The organism is Burkholderia sp. AU38729, from assembly GCF_020419725.1.
Taxonomy (GTDB): Bacteria; Pseudomonadota; Gammaproteobacteria; order Burkholderiales; family Burkholderiaceae; genus Burkholderia.
In genome coordinates this window covers 135463-152420 of the sequence record NZ_JAIZQO010000009.1, presented here as the reverse complement: position 1 = coordinate 152420, position 16958 = coordinate 135463, and the positions used below count along the sequence as shown (strand labels likewise).

Annotated in this window: 15 protein-coding genes; 8 read left to right on the top strand and 7 right to left on the bottom strand. The window is 67.6% G+C overall.

What is annotated here, in order from left to right:
• Nucleotides 1-103: 103 nt before the first annotated feature.
• The 3 genes from aceA to LGM56_RS23765 form a co-directional block, all read right to left on the bottom strand.
• On the bottom strand, nucleotides 104-1411 hold the full coding sequence (gene aceA / locus LGM56_RS23775; RefSeq protein WP_226206914.1) for an isocitrate lyase: 1308 nt from the start codon (nucleotides 1409-1411) through the stop codon (nucleotides 104-106).
• Between the two features lie 411 nt (nucleotides 1412-1822).
• Nucleotides 1823-3373 carry a DEAD/DEAH box helicase gene (locus tag LGM56_RS23770; protein ID WP_089495118.1) on the bottom strand — a complete coding sequence of 517 codons (1551 nt, stop codon included), beginning with the start codon at nucleotides 3371-3373 and terminating at the stop codon, nucleotides 1823-1825.
• Nucleotides 3374-3731: 358 nt separating this feature from the next.
• Nucleotides 3732-4001: an acyl-CoA-binding protein gene (locus LGM56_RS23765; protein WP_011352486.1), complete on the bottom strand. Its 270-nt coding sequence runs from the start codon at nucleotides 3999-4001 to the stop codon at nucleotides 3732-3734.
• A gap of 148 nt (nucleotides 4002-4149) precedes the next feature.
• On the opposite strand from LGM56_RS23765, the gene tsaB reads away from it, so the two are divergent.
• Genes tsaB through LGM56_RS23745 form a run of 4 tightly spaced genes read left to right on the top strand, consistent with a single transcriptional unit; the run spans nucleotide 4150 to nucleotide 7400 of the window.
• A complete protein-coding gene (tsaB, locus tag LGM56_RS23760; protein WP_226206913.1) occupies nucleotides 4150-4917 on the top strand; it encodes a tRNA (adenosine(37)-N6)-threonylcarbamoyltransferase complex dimerization subunit type 1 TsaB in 768 nt (255 codons plus the stop codon).
• Nucleotides 4914-5414: a ribosomal protein S18-alanine N-acetyltransferase gene (gene rimI, locus LGM56_RS23755; RefSeq protein WP_089425705.1), complete on the top strand. Its 501-nt coding sequence runs from the start codon at nucleotides 4914-4916 to the stop codon at nucleotides 5412-5414. The genes tsaB and rimI overlap by 4 nt, the downstream gene beginning before the upstream one ends.
• Entirely contained in the window at nucleotides 5401-6438 is a 1038-nt protein-coding gene (locus LGM56_RS23750) for a uracil-DNA glycosylase (protein WP_226206912.1), read from the top strand. Before rimI ends, LGM56_RS23750 begins: the two co-directional genes overlap by 14 nt.
• Nucleotides 6435-7400, top strand: coding sequence for a DUF1853 family protein (locus tag LGM56_RS23745; RefSeq protein ID WP_226206911.1), 966 nt, complete (start codon nucleotides 6435-6437; stop codon nucleotides 7398-7400). Before LGM56_RS23750 ends, LGM56_RS23745 begins: the two co-directional genes overlap by 4 nt.
• Nucleotides 7401-7418: 18 nt before the next feature.
• Here LGM56_RS23745 and thiD read toward each other — a convergent pair whose 3' ends face one another.
• Together thiD and lplT are read right to left on the bottom strand one after the other, a co-directional pair.
• Nucleotides 7419-8228, bottom strand: a complete 810-nt coding sequence (gene thiD, locus LGM56_RS23740; RefSeq protein WP_226206910.1) for a bifunctional hydroxymethylpyrimidine kinase/phosphomethylpyrimidine kinase — start codon at nucleotides 8226-8228, stop codon at nucleotides 7419-7421.
• Nucleotides 8229-8286: 58 nt separating this feature from the next.
• On the bottom strand, nucleotides 8287-9594 hold the full coding sequence (gene lplT / locus LGM56_RS23735) for a lysophospholipid transporter LplT (RefSeq protein WP_089440452.1): 1308 nt from the start codon (nucleotides 9592-9594) through the stop codon (nucleotides 8287-8289).
• A 218-nt stretch (nucleotides 9595-9812) separates the two neighbouring features.
• Between lplT and alr the strand changes: the two genes are divergently transcribed.
• The 3 genes from alr (at nucleotide 9813) to LGM56_RS23720 (ending at nucleotide 12684) form a co-directional block, all read left to right on the top strand.
• Complete coding sequence (gene alr, locus LGM56_RS23730; RefSeq protein ID WP_226206909.1) at nucleotides 9813-10883, top strand: alanine racemase; 1071 nt, start codon at nucleotides 9813-9815, stop codon at nucleotides 10881-10883.
• Nucleotides 10884-10894: 11 nt separating this feature from the next.
• Nucleotides 10895-12271 (top strand): DNA repair protein RadA, encoded by a 1377-nt coding sequence (gene radA, locus LGM56_RS23725; RefSeq protein WP_089456623.1) that lies wholly within the window; start codon nucleotides 10895-10897, stop codon nucleotides 12269-12271.
• Between the two features lie 146 nt (nucleotides 12272-12417).
• Nucleotides 12418-12684: a DUF2866 domain-containing protein gene (locus LGM56_RS23720; RefSeq protein WP_089495113.1), complete on the top strand. Its 267-nt coding sequence runs from the start codon at nucleotides 12418-12420 to the stop codon at nucleotides 12682-12684.
• A 209-nt stretch (nucleotides 12685-12893) separates the two neighbouring features.
• Here LGM56_RS23720 and LGM56_RS23715 read toward each other — a convergent pair whose 3' ends face one another.
• A complete protein-coding gene (locus tag LGM56_RS23715) occupies nucleotides 12894-14825 on the bottom strand; it encodes an ATP-binding cassette domain-containing protein (protein WP_089495112.1) in 1932 nt (643 codons plus the stop codon).
• Nucleotides 14826-14961: 136 nt separating this feature from the next.
• Between LGM56_RS23715 and LGM56_RS23710 the strand changes: the two genes are divergently transcribed.
• The gene (locus LGM56_RS23710) at nucleotides 14962-15441 is read left to right on the top strand and encodes a glutathione peroxidase (RefSeq protein ID WP_089425699.1); all 480 of its coding nucleotides are present in this window, start codon (nucleotides 14962-14964) and stop codon (nucleotides 15439-15441) included.
• A gap of 63 nt (nucleotides 15442-15504) precedes the next feature.
• Here LGM56_RS23710 and cls read toward each other — a convergent pair whose 3' ends face one another.
• Complete coding sequence (gene cls, locus LGM56_RS23705) at nucleotides 15505-16944, bottom strand: cardiolipin synthase (protein WP_226206908.1); 1440 nt, start codon at nucleotides 16942-16944, stop codon at nucleotides 15505-15507.
• Nucleotides 16945-16958 lie beyond the last annotated feature (14 nt).

Sequence of the window (16958 nt, the reverse complement as noted above, 5' to 3'; positions counted from 1 at the left end):
GCGCCTGCCGTCTCCTCCCTGATTGTTGTTCGGTGGCCGATGGCCGCCGTCGCGAGACGAGGGCGGCCATCGGCATGACGCGTGGCGCGTCGTGTTTTTCTGCTTACGCGACCTTCTTGCCGTCGAAGAACTGTTCGTCCTCGGTCGAGCCGTGCAATGCGGTGGTCGATGCTTCGCGTTCGACCGTCTGCGTCACGGCGTCGAAGTAGCCGGTGCCGACTTCGCGCTGGTGCTTGACCGCCGTGAAGCCCTTGTCCGCGGCTGCGAACTCGGCCTGCTGCAGTTCGACGAACGCACTCATCTGCGTGCGGGCATAGCCGTGCGCGAGGTTGAACATCGAGTAGTTCAGCGCATGGAAGCCGGCCAGCGTGATGAACTGGAACTTGTAGCCCATCGCGCCGAGTTCCTTCTGGAACTTCGCGATCGTCGCGTCGTCGAGGTTCTTCTTCCAGTTGAACGACGGCGAGCAGTTGTACGACAGCAGCTTGCCCGGGAACTGCTTGTGGATCGCTTCCGCGAACTTCTTCGCGTACTCGAGATCCGGCTTGCCCGTTTCGCACCAGACCAGGTCGGCGTACGGCGCGTACGCGAGACCGCGCGAGATCGCCTGTTCGATACCCGGCTTCGTGCGGAAGAAGCCTTCCACCGTGCGCTCGCCCGTCAGGAACGGCTTGTCGTTGTCGTCGACGTCGGACGTGATCAGGTCGGCCGCTTCCGCGTCGGTGCGGGCGACCAGCACGGTCGACGTGCCCATCACGTCGGCCGCCAGACGCGCTGCCGACAGCTTCACGACGGCCTCGCGCGTCGGCACGAGCACCTTGCCGCCCATATGGCCGCACTTCTTCACCGAAGCGAGCTGATCCTCGAAGTGCACGCCCGACGCGCCGGCTTCGATCATCGCCTTCATCAGTTCGAACGCGTTCAGCACGCCGCCGAAACCGGCTTCCGCGTCGGCGACGATCGGTGCGAAGAAGTCGACGTAGCCTTCGTCGCCCGGGTTCTTGCCTTCCGACCACTGGATCTGGTCGGCGCGCGTCAGCGTGTTGTTGATGCGCTTCACGACGAGCGGCACCGAGTTTGCCGGGTACAGCGACTGGTCCGGGTACATTTCGCCCGCGACGTTCGCGTCGCCGGCCACTTGCCAGCCGGACAGGTAGATCGCCTTCAGGCCGGCCTTCACCTGCTGCATCGCCTGGTTGCCGGTCAGTGCGCCGAGTGCGTTGACGAACGGCTCGTTGTTGACGAGGCTCCACAGTTTTTCCGCACCGCGCTTGGCGAGCGTGTGCTCGATCGGGATCGAACCACGCAGGCGGACGACGTCTTCAGCCGAGTAGCTGCGCTTGATGCCCTTCCAGCGCGGATCGGTTTCCCATTGCTGTTGCAGTTCCTGTGCCTGTTGCTGTCGCGACATGATGAGCTCCTTGATGCGGTGCGATGCCTGATGGGTTGACTCTGACGGTGTTGAGGCTGTTCTCGAAGCCGGGAGCAGTGTGTTCCGGTTCGTGAGGTCTTGTATAAGAGTCTAGGCAAATCGACTGGAGCAGGACAGGGGGCCGGCTGATGAGTGGGGTAAAATTTTAGTTGTTTTAAATCAATATCTTGAAATCATCATTTCGGGATAAGAAATGCTTTTTCCCATCCCGCAATCGCCCGGGTTGTGCCGCGCAGCATGATTTTTTACGACACAAAAAAATTTTCCGCATCGTGAAATGTGGGGCAGGGCGAAAAAAAACCGGCGCGGATGCGCCGGTTGGCTGGATGGGCAGGGCGGTTATCCGCGGGCCTGCCCTCCGGAGGGCGGCAGATAGCCGCCCGTGCGTCCTTACGACGCGGAGTTGCTGCGACGCGGGCCGCCGCTGCGCTGGCCGTCGCGACGCGGGCCGCCGTCACGGCTGCCGCCCGGCTTGCCGCTCCAGCCGCCGCCATTGCCGCCGCCGTAGCTGCGGCCGTTGCCGTTACCGTTGCCGCCATAACCGCCGCCCGGCTTGCCGCCGAAACGACGACCGCCGTTACCGCCGCCCGGACGGCCGCGGCCACCGGTGCCGCCGTTGCGCGGGGGCGCCTTGCGCGGCTCGAAGCCTTCGATCACGTTGACCGGCAGCGGCGCGCGCACGAAACGCTCGATGCGCTTGAGCGCGCCTTGCTCGGCGTGGTGCACGAGGCTCACGGCCGTGCCCGAACGGCCTGCACGGCCCGTACGGCCGATACGGTGCACGTAGTCTTCCGCGAACTTCGGCAGGTCGTAGTTGAACACGTGCGTGATGCCCGGGATGTCGATGCCGCGTGCCGCGACGTCGGTGGCCACCAGCACGCGCACACGGCGCTCGCGCAGCGCACGGATCGTGCGGTTACGCGCGCCCTGCGGCAGGTCGCCGTGCAGCGCGGCCGATTCGAAGCCTGCGTCGGCGAGACGGCCGGCGAGCTGGTCGGCGTCGATCTTGGTCGCCGTGAAGATGATCGCCTGGTCGAGCGCGTCGTCGCGCAGCAGGTGATCGAGCAGGCGATCCTTGTGGTCGCGGTCGTCGACGTAGTGCACGGTCTGCGCGATGTTCGCGCGCGACTCGAGGCGCTGCTGGATCTCGATGCGTTCCGGATCCTTCAGCAGGCGGCTCGTCAGCGAACCGATCTTGCCGTCGAGCGTGGCCGAGAACAGCATCGTCTGGCGCGACTCGGGCGTGGCGGCGACGATCGTTTCGATGTCGTCGATGAAGCCCATGTCGAGCATGCGGTCGGCTTCGTCCAGCACGAGCATCTTCAGCTCGGACAGGTCGATGCGGCCGCGCTCGAGGTGGTCGAGCAGACGGCCCGGCGTGGCAACCAGGATTTCCGGGTTCTTCGCGAGCAGCATCAGCTGCTGGCCGTAGGCGACGCCGCCGAGGATGCTGACCGTGCGCAGGCGCTTCAGGTGCTTGCCGTAGGTCGTTGCGGCCGTGGTGACCTGCATCGCGAGTTCACGGGTCGGCGTCAGCACGAGCAGGCCCGGGCGCGCGACGGGTTGCGGGCGGCGCGCGCGGCGGTCGCCCTGGTTCGGTTCGCGCGGCGCGCGCGGTTGCTGCGCCTGCGCCTTCTGGAGCTGCGCGAAACGTTCGATCGCGGGCAGCATGAATGCGGCGGTCTTGCCCGAACCGGTCGGGCTCGAGACCAGCAGGTCACGGCCGGCGATGCCGGCCGGAATCGCGCGCTGCTGGACCGGCGTCGGCTTCACATAGCCGGCGGCCTGCAGCGCGGAGACGATCTCCGGCGACAACCCGAGCGACGCGAAGTTCGGCTCGTCCGACGCCGGTTCGACCGCGGCCGGTGCGGCGGCGTCGTCGAGACCGAGCGCCTGGTCGGCGATCGCGTTGAGCGGGCTGGAGTTGATGCTCGAAGTCATAACAATCCTTGAAACACAGTGGGTGAAACGTCGGCGCCAATCGCGCATACCCAAGTCGTCGGATTCAGCGAGCAAATCGGGAAACGGGTGCAATCCGCCGAACCGTCGGCGGATGAGGCATTAGAAGCTGTTTTGGGTGCGGCGCGCTTCTGGAGCGAGGCCGCCAGCCTAGTTGACGACCGCAAGGGTCGAAGCAGGAGGGGACAGGTTCTAAACCGGATTGGAGCTTAACGCTACGAGGCGTCAGGCCGGAACGGCTTGCGAGCCGAGCGCGGAAGATGACGCAGGCAGCATTATAAAGAGATTTGCTGCGCTGCGCCACTGATTTGATTGCCTATTGCGGCAGGGGGCGATTCGGTCAGGAAGCCGTGCCGTTCTTCAGCGATTCGACGAGTTCGATGTACTGCTGCTTCGCCGCATCCTGCGACGTGCCCTTCAGCGCATCCCAGGCATCGTACTTGTATTTGCCGACGATGTCGGTGAAGCCCGGCTTGTCGCCATGGGCATCGCCGTCGGTCGCCTGCTTGAAGAGTGCGTACAGGCGCAGCAGGGTCAGGTTGCCCGGACGTTCCGTCAGTTGCTTGACGTCGATCTGGGCCTGGTCGAATTGGGCGGTGAGTTCGCTCATCGGGTGTCTCCGTAAGGGTTTCAGGTCGGGCGATCTTAACAAGCGGACCGCCGCGCGGGGTCGAGCGATCCTTCCAAACCGCCGCCCGGTGCGGCGCACACGCACGGATCGGGCCCGAACGCCCGTGGGGGCGGGGCGCCGCATTACAATGTCGCCCATGACGCAAACAGTGCTCCTCGCCATCGATACGTCGACCGAATACTGCTCGGTCGCGCTGCTGCGCTCGGCCCACGCCGATGACGCCGTTTCCACCCCGCAAACCTGGGTTCGCCACGAGCTGACGGGCGCCGTGTCGAGCACGCGCGTGCTGCCGGCCATCCAGGACCTTTTCGCCGAATCGGGACTGACACTCGCCGATTGCGACGCGATCGCGTTCGGCGCAGGCCCCGGCTCGTTCACGGGCCTGCGTACCGCGACGGGCATCACCCAGGGTCTCGCGTTCGGGCGCGGGCTGCCGGTCGTGCCGATCGGCACGCTGCTCGCGTGCGCCGAGCACGCGCGGCTGCGCGCGCCTGGCACGACCCGCGTGCTGGCCGCGCTGGACGCACGGATGGATGAAGCCTACTGGGCGGATTTCGCGTGGGACGACAGCACCGGCGACTGGCGCACGCTGCATCCGGCTTCGCTCGACGTGCCGGGCGCCGTCGGCGTGCCCGATGTGCCGTTCACGCTTGCGGGCAATGCGGCCGCCGCGTTCGGCGCGCAGTTGCCGGCTGCGGCGCGCGCGGCCGTGATCGACGGCGACGCGATGCCGCACGCGCTGGCGGTCGCCCATGCCGCCCTGCGGGCGTTCCGCGCCGGCCGCGCGGTGCCCGCCGATCAGGCCGCGCCGGAGTACGTGCGCGACAAGGTCGCGCAGACCACTGCCGAGCGCGTCGCGGCACGGGCCGCGCAGACGGGCGGAGCGAAGGGATGACGGGCGTACTGCTGAGCGACCGCTATCTGGCGCCGATGACGGATGCCGATCTCGACGAGGTCGTCGCGATCGAGCACGTCGCGTACGAATTCCCGTGGAGCCGCGGCAATTTCGAGGATTCGTTGCGCAACGGCTATCTGGGCGTGTGCCTGCGGCACGTGACGGGTTCGTTGATCGGCTATTGCGTGCTGATGCCCGTGGTCGACGAGATGCACCTGCTGAACCTGTGCGTCGCGCCGGCCGCGCAGTGCGCGGGCGCGGGCCTGGCGCTGCTGCGCGAGGCCGTGCGCATTTCGCGCGCGGAAGGGCTCGATGGCGTGCTGCTCGAGGTGCGGCCGTCCAATCCGCGCGCGATCCATCTGTACGAGCGTTTCGGCTTCTTGACGATCGGCCGGCGCAAGAATTATTACCCGGCGAAGCATCGCAGCCGGGAGGACGCGATCGTGATGCGTCTGACGCTGAACAAGGACGAAGGGGACGCGCATGGCATGGGCTGAAGCGGCGCTCGAGGAAATGGGCCTCGCGCAGATCTGGGTGCGGCGCGGGCAAGGCGCGGATGCAGGCACGGACGAGGGCGCGGCAGCCGAAGCGCACGCTGCCGCGCAACCCGGTGCGGTGGACGCCGCACCGGCCGTCGAGACCGAGCGGCCTGCGCGGACCGCGCGTACGCCGGTGCAGGACGACGCACCGCCCGCAGCGGCGCGGAGCGTCGATGCTTCGCCCGCTCGCGAGCCGGCCGACGCCCCGTCGCGCCGCGTCGACGACGGCGATCGCGCGCCTGCACCGGTTACGCCGGTCGCGTCGGCCGACACGATGCCGCCGATGGACGACATGCCGCCTGCCGGCCCCGACGATTTCGCGTGGTTCGATGCGGCGCCGCCGGGCGATCCCGTGCCGATGGCCGAAGCGCGTCCCGTCGGTACGCCGGTTGCCGCGCTCGACTGGGATGCGCTGGCCGCGCGCGTGGCCGACTGCACGCTGTGCGGTCTGTGCGAGAAGCGGACCAACACCGTGTTCGGCGTCGGCGACCGCGAAGCGGACTGGATGCTGATCGGCGAAGCGCCGGGCGAGAACGAGGACAAGCAGGGCGAGCCGTTCGTCGGCCAGGCCGGCAAGCTGCTCGACAACATGCTGCATTCGCTGTCGCTCAAGCGCGGCGACAACGTGTACATCGCGAACGTGATCAAGTGCCGGCCGCCCGGCAACCGCAATCCGGAGCCGGACGAGGTCGCGAGCTGCGAGCCGTATCTGCAGCGCCAGGTCGCGCTCGTGAAGCCGAAGCTGATCGTCGCGCTCGGCCGCTTCGCCGCGCAGACGCTGCTGAAGACGGACGCGAGCATTGCGTCGCTGCGCGGCCGCGTGCATGCGTACGAAGGTGTGCCGGTGATCGTGACCTACCATCCGGCGTACCTGTTGCGCAGCCTGCAGGACAAGTCGAAGGCGTGGGCCGACCTGTGCCTCGCGCGCGACACGTTCCGGCGTGCAGAGGGCGGCGACGCGAACGGGCCGGCCGGGCAATGACGACCGGCGCGGCGTGCGCATTCGTCGATACGCTGCACGACGTCGCGGTTCGGGATCTGGGCTGGCTGCTGGCCAGCCCGAGCCTGCTGACCGCGGTGCCGGACGCGCCGCTGGCGCGCCCGTGGCCGGATGCAGCGGGACAGTCGGCCGTCGAAGCATGGCTCGCCGCGCTCGATGCGCAGCCCGAGCCGCTGCATCGCGCGCTCGACGGATTCCGGCCGACCCGGCTCGGCCGCTACGCCGAATGCCTGCTCGAGTATTTCCTGACGTACGGGCCGTCGCTGCGGCTCGTCGCGGCCAATCTGCCGCTGCGCAGCAACGGCAAGACGCTCGGCGAAGTCGATTTTCTTGTCGATGCACCGGACGGGCAGCGCCTGCACTGGGAACTCGCGGTGAAGTGCTACCTGTGCGCGCCGGTGCAAGCCGGCGCATCGCTTGCCGATTTCGTCGGCCCCAACCTCGTCGACCGGTTCGACCGCAAGCGCACTCGGTTACTCGAGCATCAGCTGCGGCTCGGCGATCGCGACGGGTTTGCGCGGCTCGGCTACGGTGCGCCGTCCGATGCGCAGATGTTCATCAAGGGCTGGTTGTTCTATCCGCACGGCGCACCGTTGCCGCCGGTGTCCGCGGAAATCGCGCCGGATCACCCGCACGGTTTCTGGCTGACTCACGCGCAGTGGCCGGCCTGGGCGGCCGCGCAGGGTGCCGGCGTTGCATGGAGCGTGTTGCCGCGGCTTGCGTGGCTAGCGCCGCGACGGGCTGCCGCCGATAGCGGATTCGAACCCGACACGCTGGCGGCCACGCTGGAACTGCCGCCGGTATTGATGACGCGCGAGGCGCCCGCGCTGATCGGCATCCATGAAAAGGGCAGTGACGGCACGTGGCGCGAAACGGCGCGCGGCTTCGTCGTGCCGGACGACTGGCCGGTGCGCGCCCAGGCGTTCGCGGCGCAGGAGCACTGACGCCGCGTCAGCCGGCGTTCACCACCAGCGGTGGAAGTGATGGACGGGGCCGACGCCGTGGCCGACGTCGAGGTGGCCGCTCGCGGCGATCGCGCCGGTCAGGTAGGTCTTGGCTTCGCGCACCGCGCTTTCGAGGTCGGGCTGCTGCGGCAGCAGCGCGGCGATCGCCGACGACAGCGTGCAGCCGGTACCGTGCGTGTTGCTCACCGGCACGCGTGCGCCGTCGAGCCGCACGGTGCGGGTCGCTTCCACGAGCCAGTCGGGGCTCGCGGACACGTCCGGCAGGTGGCCGCCCTTCATCAGCACGGCGCGCGCACCCGTCTGTAACAGTGCCTGACCTTGCCGGACCATGTCGTCTTCGGTGGTGGCGGGCACATCGTTCAGCAGCGCGGCCGCTTCGGGCAGGTTCGGCGTCACGACCGTCGCGAGCGGCAGCAGCGCATCGCGCAACGCGTCGACGGCATCGGGTGCGAGCAGCGCGTGCGAGCTCTTCGAGATCATCACCGTGTCGAGCACGACGAAGCGCGGCGCGTAACGGCGCAGCGCGTCGGCCACCGCGTGCACGATCGCCGCGTTCGCGAGCATCCCGATCTTGACCGCGTCGATGCGGATGTCGCCGAACACCGCGTCGAGTTGCGCGGTCACGAACGCCGCGTCCGGCGCATGCACACCCGCCACGCCGCGCGTGTTCTGCGCGGTCAGCGCGGTGATCACGCTCGCGCCATACGCGCCGAGCGCGGAAAAGGTCTTCAGGTCGGCCTGGATGCCTGCACCGCCGCCCGAATCGGAGCCGGCGATCGTCAGGATGTTGGGTATCGGGTGCGTCATGAGGGCAACGCGCCGGTTCGAAGACCGGCGCCGGCGGACGGAAACGGGAAGTGTAGCGTCAGTGCCGCGATTCGCCGATCAGCGCGACCGAGTCGAACTGGCGCTGGTTCGCCTGATGGCGGCGCATCACGAGCCACATCGTCAGGCAGACGAACGTGCCGAACAGCACGATCACGACGCCGACCGGCACGTCGAGCCACACGAGCACCGCGTACAGGCACAGCATCACGAGCACCGACAGGTTCTCGTTGAAGTTCTGCACCGCGATCGAGTGGCCGGCCGACAGCAGCACGTGGCCGCGATGCTGCAGCAGCGCGTTCATCGGAACGACGAAGTACCCGGACAACGCGCCGACGCACATCAGGAAGATGTACGCGATGATCAGGTACACGGGCATGCGCAGGTGGCCGAAGTGGACGGCCCAGTGCGACGGGAACAGGTCGCGCGTGTAGAACGCCATCAGCATCACCGCGATGCCCATGATGATGCCGACGGGCAGCACGGTCAGCGACTTCTTCAACGGGATTCGGGCGGCGGCGGCGATGGCGCCGGCCGCGACGCCGACGGCGACCACGGCCTGCAGGATCGCGCCTTCCGACAGCGACATGCCGAGCGACACTTCAGCCCACTTCAGCACGATGAACTGCAGCGTCGCGCCCGCGCCCCAGAACAGCGTCGTGACCGCCAGCGAGATCTGGCCGAGCTTGTCGCGCCACAGCACCATGAAGCAGTCGGCGAAATCCGTGAGGAGCTTGACCGGGCCGCGTTCCTGCTTCGGGTAGCGGGCGCCCGTATCGGGGATGCGCAGGTTGAACAGCGCGGCGATCACGTAGATCGCCATGATGATCGCCATCGCCGCCTCGGCGGGCGTGCCGATCCAGGCGGGCGTGTGCGCGATCACGTGCGACGCGATGTGCGGGCTGATCAGCGCACCGCCCAGCACGGTGCCGAGGATGATCGAGCTGACGGTCGTGCCTTCGATCCAGCCGTTTGCGGCGACCAGCCGGTCGGCCGGCAGCAGCTCGGTGAGGATGCCGTATTTCGCGGGCGAGTAGGCCGCCGCGCCGAACCCGACGATCCCGTACGCGATCAACGGATGGGCGCCGAACAGCATGATCATGCAGCCGACGACCTTGATCGAGTTGGTGATGAACATCACGCGGCCCTTCGGGCGCGAATCCGCGAAGGCGCCGACATAGGCCGCCAGCACCACATAGGACAACACGAAGAACAGCTTCAACAGCGGTGTCATCCAGTTGGGGGCGTGGAGGTCTTTCAGCAGGGCGATGGCGGCGATGAGGAGCGCATTGTCGGCCAGCGACGAGAAAAACTGCGCGGCCATGATGGTGTAAAAACCTTTTTTCATCTGATGCGATGCTTTCGTCGCTGCGGCAGGGCCGCGTAGGCCGCCTGGTGTGCGATCGGCTTATTCCGTTCGAAATGGGTTGTGCGCACGGCTTTATAACATGAAAATACGCCAATTCGGACTAGCAAGATTCCCCGATCGTTCCGCAAATTGTCGGCTTCAGTGCTCAAAAGGCGCGGTAAGCTGATGATTCGCAAGCGTCTTTACGTAAATTTCCCATGCCGCGCCCGATCTCCGCCACCATCCATACCGCCGCTCTCGCGAACAATCTCTCCGTCGTCCGCCGCTTTGCCGGCCCGTCCAAGGTCTGGGCGGTCGTCAAGGCCAACGCGTACGGTCACGGTCTCGCGCGTGTGTTTCCCGGCCTGCGCGGCACCGACGGCTTCGGGCTGCTCGACCTCGACGAGGCCGTCAAGCTGCGCGAGCTCGGCTGGGCCGGCCCGATCCTGCTGCTCGAAGGGTTCTTCCGCTCGACCGACATCGACGTGATCGACCGCTACAGCCTGACGACGACTGTCCACAACGACGAGCAGATGCGGATGCTGGAAACGGCGCGGCTGTCGAAGCCCGTCAACGTGCAGCTCAAGATGAACAGCGGGATGAACCGGCTCGGCTACCTGCCGGAAAAATACCGTGCCGCATGGGAGCGCGCCCGCGCGTGCCCCGGCATCGGCCAGATCACGTTGATGACCCATTTTTCGGATGCGGACAACGAGCGCGGCGTCGCCGAGCAGCTCGCGACGTTCGAGCGCGGCGCGGAAAGCATTGCCGGCGCGCGCAGCCTCGCGAACTCCGCTGCCGTGCTGTGGCATCCGGATACCCACTTCGACTGGGTGCGCCCGGGGATCGTGTTGTACGGCGCGTCGCCGTCCGGGCTGTCGTCCGACATCGCCGATACCGGGCTGAAGCCCGCGATGACGCTCGCATCCGAGCTGATCGCGGTGCAGACGATCGGGAAGGGCCAGGCCATCGGCTATGGCTCGACGTTCTCCGCGCAGGCGCCGATGCGGATCGGCGTGGTCGCGTGCGGTTACGCGGACGGCTATCCGCGGGTCGCGCCCGAAGGCACGCCGGTGATCGTCGACGGCATCCGCACGCGGATCGTCGGTCGCGTATCGATGGACATGATCACCGTCGACCTGACCCCGTGCCCGCAGGCCGGTGTCGGCGCGCGCGTCGAGCTGTGGGGCAACGCACTGCCGATCGACGACGTCGCCTGCCATTGCGGCACGATCGGCTACGAGCTGATGTGCGCGGTCGCCGGCCGCGTGCCCGTGCGCGCGGAATAAGGGCGTTGCGCGTGGCCAAACAGAAAACCGTATACGTCTGCAGCGAGTGCGGCGGACAGACCCCGAAGTGGCAGGGGCAATGCCCGTCGTGCCAGGCCTGGAACACGCTGGTTGAATCGGCCGCCGAATCGCCGTCGGCACACCGATTCCAGTCGCTCGCGAAGCGGGCGCCCGTCCAGCGTCTCGTCGACATCGAAGCGGCCGACGTGCCGCGCTTCTCGACCGGCATCGGCGAATTCGATCGCGTGCTCGGCGGCGGGCTGGTTCCGGGCGGCGTCGTGCTGATCGGCGGCGATCCGGGCATCGGCAAGTCGACGCTGCTGCTGCAGTCGCTCGCGGACATCGCGAGCGAGCGGCGCGCGCTTTATATCAGCGGCGAGGAATCGGCCGCGCAGATCGCGTTGCGCGCGCAACGGCTTGCGCTGCTCGACGGCGGTGCGCCGGCGGATGAGCTGAAGCTGCTCGCCGAGATCCAGCTCGAGAAGATCCAGGCCGCGATCGACACGGAACGGCCGGACGTGGCCGTGATCGACTCGATCCAGACCGTCTATTCGGAAGCGCTCACGTCGGCGCCGGGCTCGGTCGCGCAGGTGCGCGAGTGCGCGGCGCAGCTCACGCGTATCGCGAAGCAGTCGGGCACCGCGATCATCATGGTCGGGCACGTGACCAAGGAAGGCAACCTGGCCGGCCCGCGCGTGCTCGAGCACATCGTCGACACGGTGCTGTACTTCGAAGGCGATACGCATTCGTCGTTCCGGCTCGTGCGCGCGTTCAAGAACCGCTTCGGCGCGGTTAACGAGCTCGGGGTGTTCGCAATGACCGAGCGCGGGCTGCGCGGCGTGGCCAATCCGTCCGCACTGTTTCTGTCGCAGCACGAGCAGGTCGTGCCCGGCTCGTGCGTGCTCGTCACGCAGGAGGGCACGCGCCCGCTGCTCGTCGAAATCCAGGCGCTCGTCGATACAGCGCACGTGCCGAACCCGCGCCGGCTCGCGGTCGGCCTCGAGCAGAACCGGCTCGCGATGCTGCTTGCGGTGCTGCACCGGCACGCGGGCATCGCGGCCTTCGACCAGGACGTGTTCCTCAATGCCGTGGGCGGCGTGAAGATCACCGAGCCGGCCGCCGACCTGGCGGTGCTGCTGGCGATCCATTCGTCGATGCGCAACAAGGCGCTGCCGAAGGGGCTGATCGTGTTCGGCGAAGTCGGGCTGGCGGGCGAGATCCGGCCGTCCCCGCGCGGGCAGGAGCGGCTGCGCGAGGCGGCGAAGCTCGGTTTCACGTCCGCGCTGATCCCGAAGGCGAATGCGCCGAAGCAGCCGATCGAAGGGTTGAACGTGATGGCCGTCGATCGGCTCGAACAGGCGATCGATCGCGTGCGCGATCTCGAGTGACCGGCCCGGCAGCCGCCCGGGCCATGCGTGCGGGCGATCTGTCACGTAATTCGCTGTAAAGAAGATGTAGGGTTATGTAACCCGACGGACATCGCTTTTCCCTATCCTTTGCCGGATTGTCGAACCGCGCAATGCGAAGGGAACCTATGTTGAAATCGTACGGGGAAGCGCCGAGCGGACGCCTTTACAACCTGCGTGGCTGCCGCGTGTCGGAGCCGATTCGCCAGCCCTGGGGCGGCGGATGCCGGATCGTCGAATGGATCGACGACGAGGGGCGCCTGGCGCGCAAGGTCGTGTCCGAGGACGTGACGGAAGCGGAAGTCGCCGCGGCGATCCGGCGGCCGACCGAAGGGCGCCGGCACCTGATGGGCGACGACGAGCAGCTGCCGCGCGACACGTTGCCGCGACGCTGAGCCGGCAAGCGCGGCGAGCAGCCGGAGAACGGTGCGACGACGGTAGTGAATGATCAGGCCGGGCCCGAGCGCCCGGCCTTGTCGCATCTGGGCCTCCCGAGGGCCGGATGGTCTTTCGCCGCGCCGCGATGCCAGGGTGCCGGGCGCAGAGGCAGCCGGCGCGCAGGGCCGGCGTATCGGCATAGTGGCCGGCCGTGCCGCGACGGCGGTCAGCCGATCTGCTCGAGCTCTTCCTGCGCGGCGAGCCAGTCGGACTCGACCGTTTCGAGACGCGTGTTGACGTCCCCGAGCTTGCGGATCGCGTCGGTCAGTTCCGTCTTGCGCTCGGCTTCGTAGCTCGCCGGGTCGGCGACGAATGCGTCGAGACGCGCCTTCTCCGCGTGCAGCGTCTCCATTTCCTTTTCGAGCTTCGTGATGCGCGTCTGCAGCGGTTTCTTCAGCACCGACAGGCGCTGCCGCTCCTCGGCCGCTTGACGCTTCTGGTCCTTGCGGTTGGCTGCGGCACTCGCACCCGAAGAGGCCGCGCTGTCGGCCTTCGCGGCCGCGCGCTGCTCGGCCGCGTGCTGCAGCAGCCAGTCGCGGTAGTCGTCGAGGTCGCCATCGAACGGCTGCAGCCGGTGCTTCGCGACCAGCATGAACTGGTCGGTCGTCGCGCGCAGCAGGTGGCGGTCGTGCGAGACGAGGATCAGCGTGCCTTCGAACTGCGCGAGCGCCATCGTCAGCGCATGGCGCGTTTCGAGGTCGAGGTGGTTGGTCGGTTCGTCGAGCAGCAGCAGGTTCGGCTTCTGCCAGATGATCAGCGCGAGCGCGAGGCGTGCCTTTTCACCGCCCGAAAACGGCCCGACCGGGGTGGTCGCCATGTCGCCCGAGAAGTTGAAGCCGCCGAGGAAGTCGCGCAGCTCCTGCTCGCGCGTGTCGGGCGCGAGCCGCGCCAGATGCGCGAGCGGCGAATCGTCCTCGCGCAGCGTTTCGAGCTGGTGCTGCGCGAAATAGCCGATCGTCAGCCCCTTGCCGTCGCGGACGTGCCCCGACAGCGGCGCGAGCGTGCCGGCCAGCGTCTTGATCAGCGTCGACTTGCCCTGGCCGTTCGCGCCGAGCAGGCCGATGCGCTGGCCGTTCTGGATCGACAGCGCGACGCGTTCGACGATCGGGATTTCCGCTCCGCCGTCGGCGTGGTAGCCGCAGCGGACGTCTTCCATCACCATCATCGGGTTCGGCGCGGCATCGGGCGTGCGGAATTCGAACGTGAACGGCGACGCGATGTGCGCAGGCGCGATCAGCTCCATCTTTTCGAGCGCCTTCATCCGGCTCTGCGCCTGCTTGGCCTTGGTCGCCTTGGCCTTGAAGCGGTCGACGAAGCTCTGCAGGTGCTCGATCGTCTTCTGCTGCTTTTCGTACGCGCTTTGCTGCAGCGCCAGTTGCTGCGCGCGCAGCACTTCGAACTGCGAGTAGTTGCCGCCGTAGCGCTTCACCTGGCGGTTTTCCAGATGCAGCGTGACATTGCAGATCGAATCGAGGAATTCGCGGTCGTGCGAAATCACGACGAGCGTGCCGGGGTAGCGGTGCAGCCAGTCTTCGAGCCAGACGATCGCGTCGAGGTCGAGGTGGTTCGTCGGTTCGTCGAGCAACAGCAGGTCGGAACGGCACATCAGCGCCTGCGCGAGGTTCAGGCGCATGCGCCAGCCGCCGGAGAAGCTGGCGACGGATTCGCGCGTCTGCGCGAGCGTGAAGCCGAGGCCGAGCAGCAGCGCCTCGGCGCGGGCGGGCGCGGTGTAGCCGTCGGCGTCGGCGAACGCCGCGTGCGCGTCGGCTTCGGCGGCGCCGTCATGCGCGGCGGACGCGGCGGCAATGCGGGCCTCGATCTCGCGCAGCGCGGCGTCGCCGTCGAGCGTGTAGTCGAGCGCCGAGCGGTCGACGGCGGGCGTTTCCTGCGACACATGGGCGATTCGCCACGACGGCGGCATCGAGAAATCGCCGCCGTCCGAGTGCAGCTCGCCGCGCAGGACCGAGAACAGGGTCGACTTGCCGGCGCCGTTCGCGCCGATCAGGCCGGCTTTCTCGCCGGGATTGAGCACGAAGGAGGTCGACTCGAACAGCGGCTTGGTGCCGCGCGCAAGGCTGAACTGATTGAAACGGATCACGGCGGAAATGACTGGCCAAAACCGCTATTCTAGACTGCGCGCCGTTCGCGCCGGGCATTGGCCGTTCGGCGGATGCCGCAACGGGGCAATTTCGCCTAGACTCCACGTCGATCCGGTTTCATAAAAGGAGTGCCCGATGTCCACCCTGTATTCGTTCAGCGCAGAGACGCTTGCCGGCGCACCGGCCTCGCTCGACGCGTATCGCGGCAAGGTGCTGCTGATCGTCAACACCGCGAGCGAGTGCGGTTTCACGCCGCAGTATGCGGGCCTGCAGAAGCTGTACGACCAGTACGCGGCGCGCGGCTTCTATGTGCTCGGCTTCCCGTGCAACCAGTTCGGCAAGCAGGAGCCCGGCGACGCCACGCAGATCGGTGCGTTCTGCGAGCGCAATTACGGCGTCACGTTCCCGATGTTCGCGAAGATCGACGTGAAGGGCGACCATGCGCATCCGCTGTACCGCTACCTGACCGACGAGGCGCCCGGCATTCTCGGTCTCAAGGCGATCAAATGGAATTTCACGAAGTTCCTGGTCGATCGCGAAGGGCGCATCGTCAAGCGCTACGCGCCGTCAACCAAGCCGGACGAAATCGCCGCGGATATCGACAAGCTGCTGTGACGGCTGCCGGCGGCGTTCGCGGCGCCGGTGCGGATCGCACGGGCGCCGCCGCCGTCCCGGCCGCTAGAGGATCGGGGCGAACAGCCGCGCGACGTGCATCGCGATGCGCCGCCAGGCGGGCGATTGGCGGTATTCGCTCGCATCGACCTCGTACGCCTGCGCGAAATCGGCATCGAGCATCGTCTCGACTTCGTCGGCGAACGTGCGATCGACGGTCAGCACCATGATCTCGAAATTGAGGCGGAACGAGCGGTTGTCGAGGTTCGCGCTGCCGATCGCTGCCGCGATGCGGTCGATCAGCACGACCTTCTGGTGCAGGAAGCCGGGCCGGTAGCGGAACACCTTGACGCCCGCATCGACCAGGTCGCGCGCGTACAGCTTCGACGCCTCGAATACCACGTAATGATCGCGCCGGCTCGGGATCAGGATGCGCACGTCGACGCCGCGCATCACGGCGAGCTTCAGCGCGGCGATCACGGCTTCGTCGGGGACGAGGTACGGCGTGGTGATCCAGACCCGCTCGCGCGCGGCATTGATCGCCTCGACGAAGAACAGCGAGCCCGTCTCCTGCTTGTCGGCCGGCCCCATCGGCACCGCGAGGCAATGCATGTTGTCGCCGGGCTGCGCGGGCGGGGGCAACGCGAGCGGCGGCAGCTTCTGCGTTGCCCAGTGCCAGTCTTCGGCGAACACGTACTGGATGCTCGCGACCACCGGGCCGCGAATCTCGATGTGCGTGTCGCGCCACGGCGACAGGCGCGGCTTTGCGCCGAGATACTCGACGCCGACGTTGTGGCCGCCCACGAACGCGCAATTGCCGTCGACGACGACGATCTTGCGGTGGTTGCGGAAGTTGAGCTGGAAGCGGTTGACGAACTTCCGGTTGGTCGCGAACGGATGAACCTCGACGCCACCCCGGCGCAACGTGTCGACGTAGCTGTGCGGGAGGTCGAAGCTGCCGATGCTGTCGTACAGCAGGCAGCAGCGCACGCCGGCCGCCGCGCGCGCGAGCAGCGAGTCGCGCAGCATCCGGCCGAGCGCATCGTCGCGCACGATGAAGAACTGCACCACCACGTAGTCGCGCGCGGCGTCGATGGCCGCCAGGATCGCCGAGAACGTCGCGTCGCCGTTCACGAGCGTGCGCACCGAATTGCCGCCGAGGAACGGCATGCCGCCGAGCCGCGTGAGCGCGAGCACCGCGGCCTGGCCGATCGCGTCGGCGGCCGGCCCGTCGGTCGCGTCGGTGGTGAGCCAGGGCGAGCGCGGTGTGTGCATGCGCAACATTTCCAGCTCGTGGCGCCGGGCGTCGACGTAGCCGGAAAACTTGCTGCGGCCGAGGAACAGGTACGGAATGAGCGTCAGGTACGGCATGGCCGCGAGCGAGACGGCCCACGCGATCGCGCCTTGCGACGTGCGCGTGTTCATGATCGCGTGGAACGCCGCGACGATCCCGAGCACATGGATGGTCAGGATCAGGGTGCCGAGATGTAGCCAGTCGAGGGTCATGGGCGCGTGTCGGA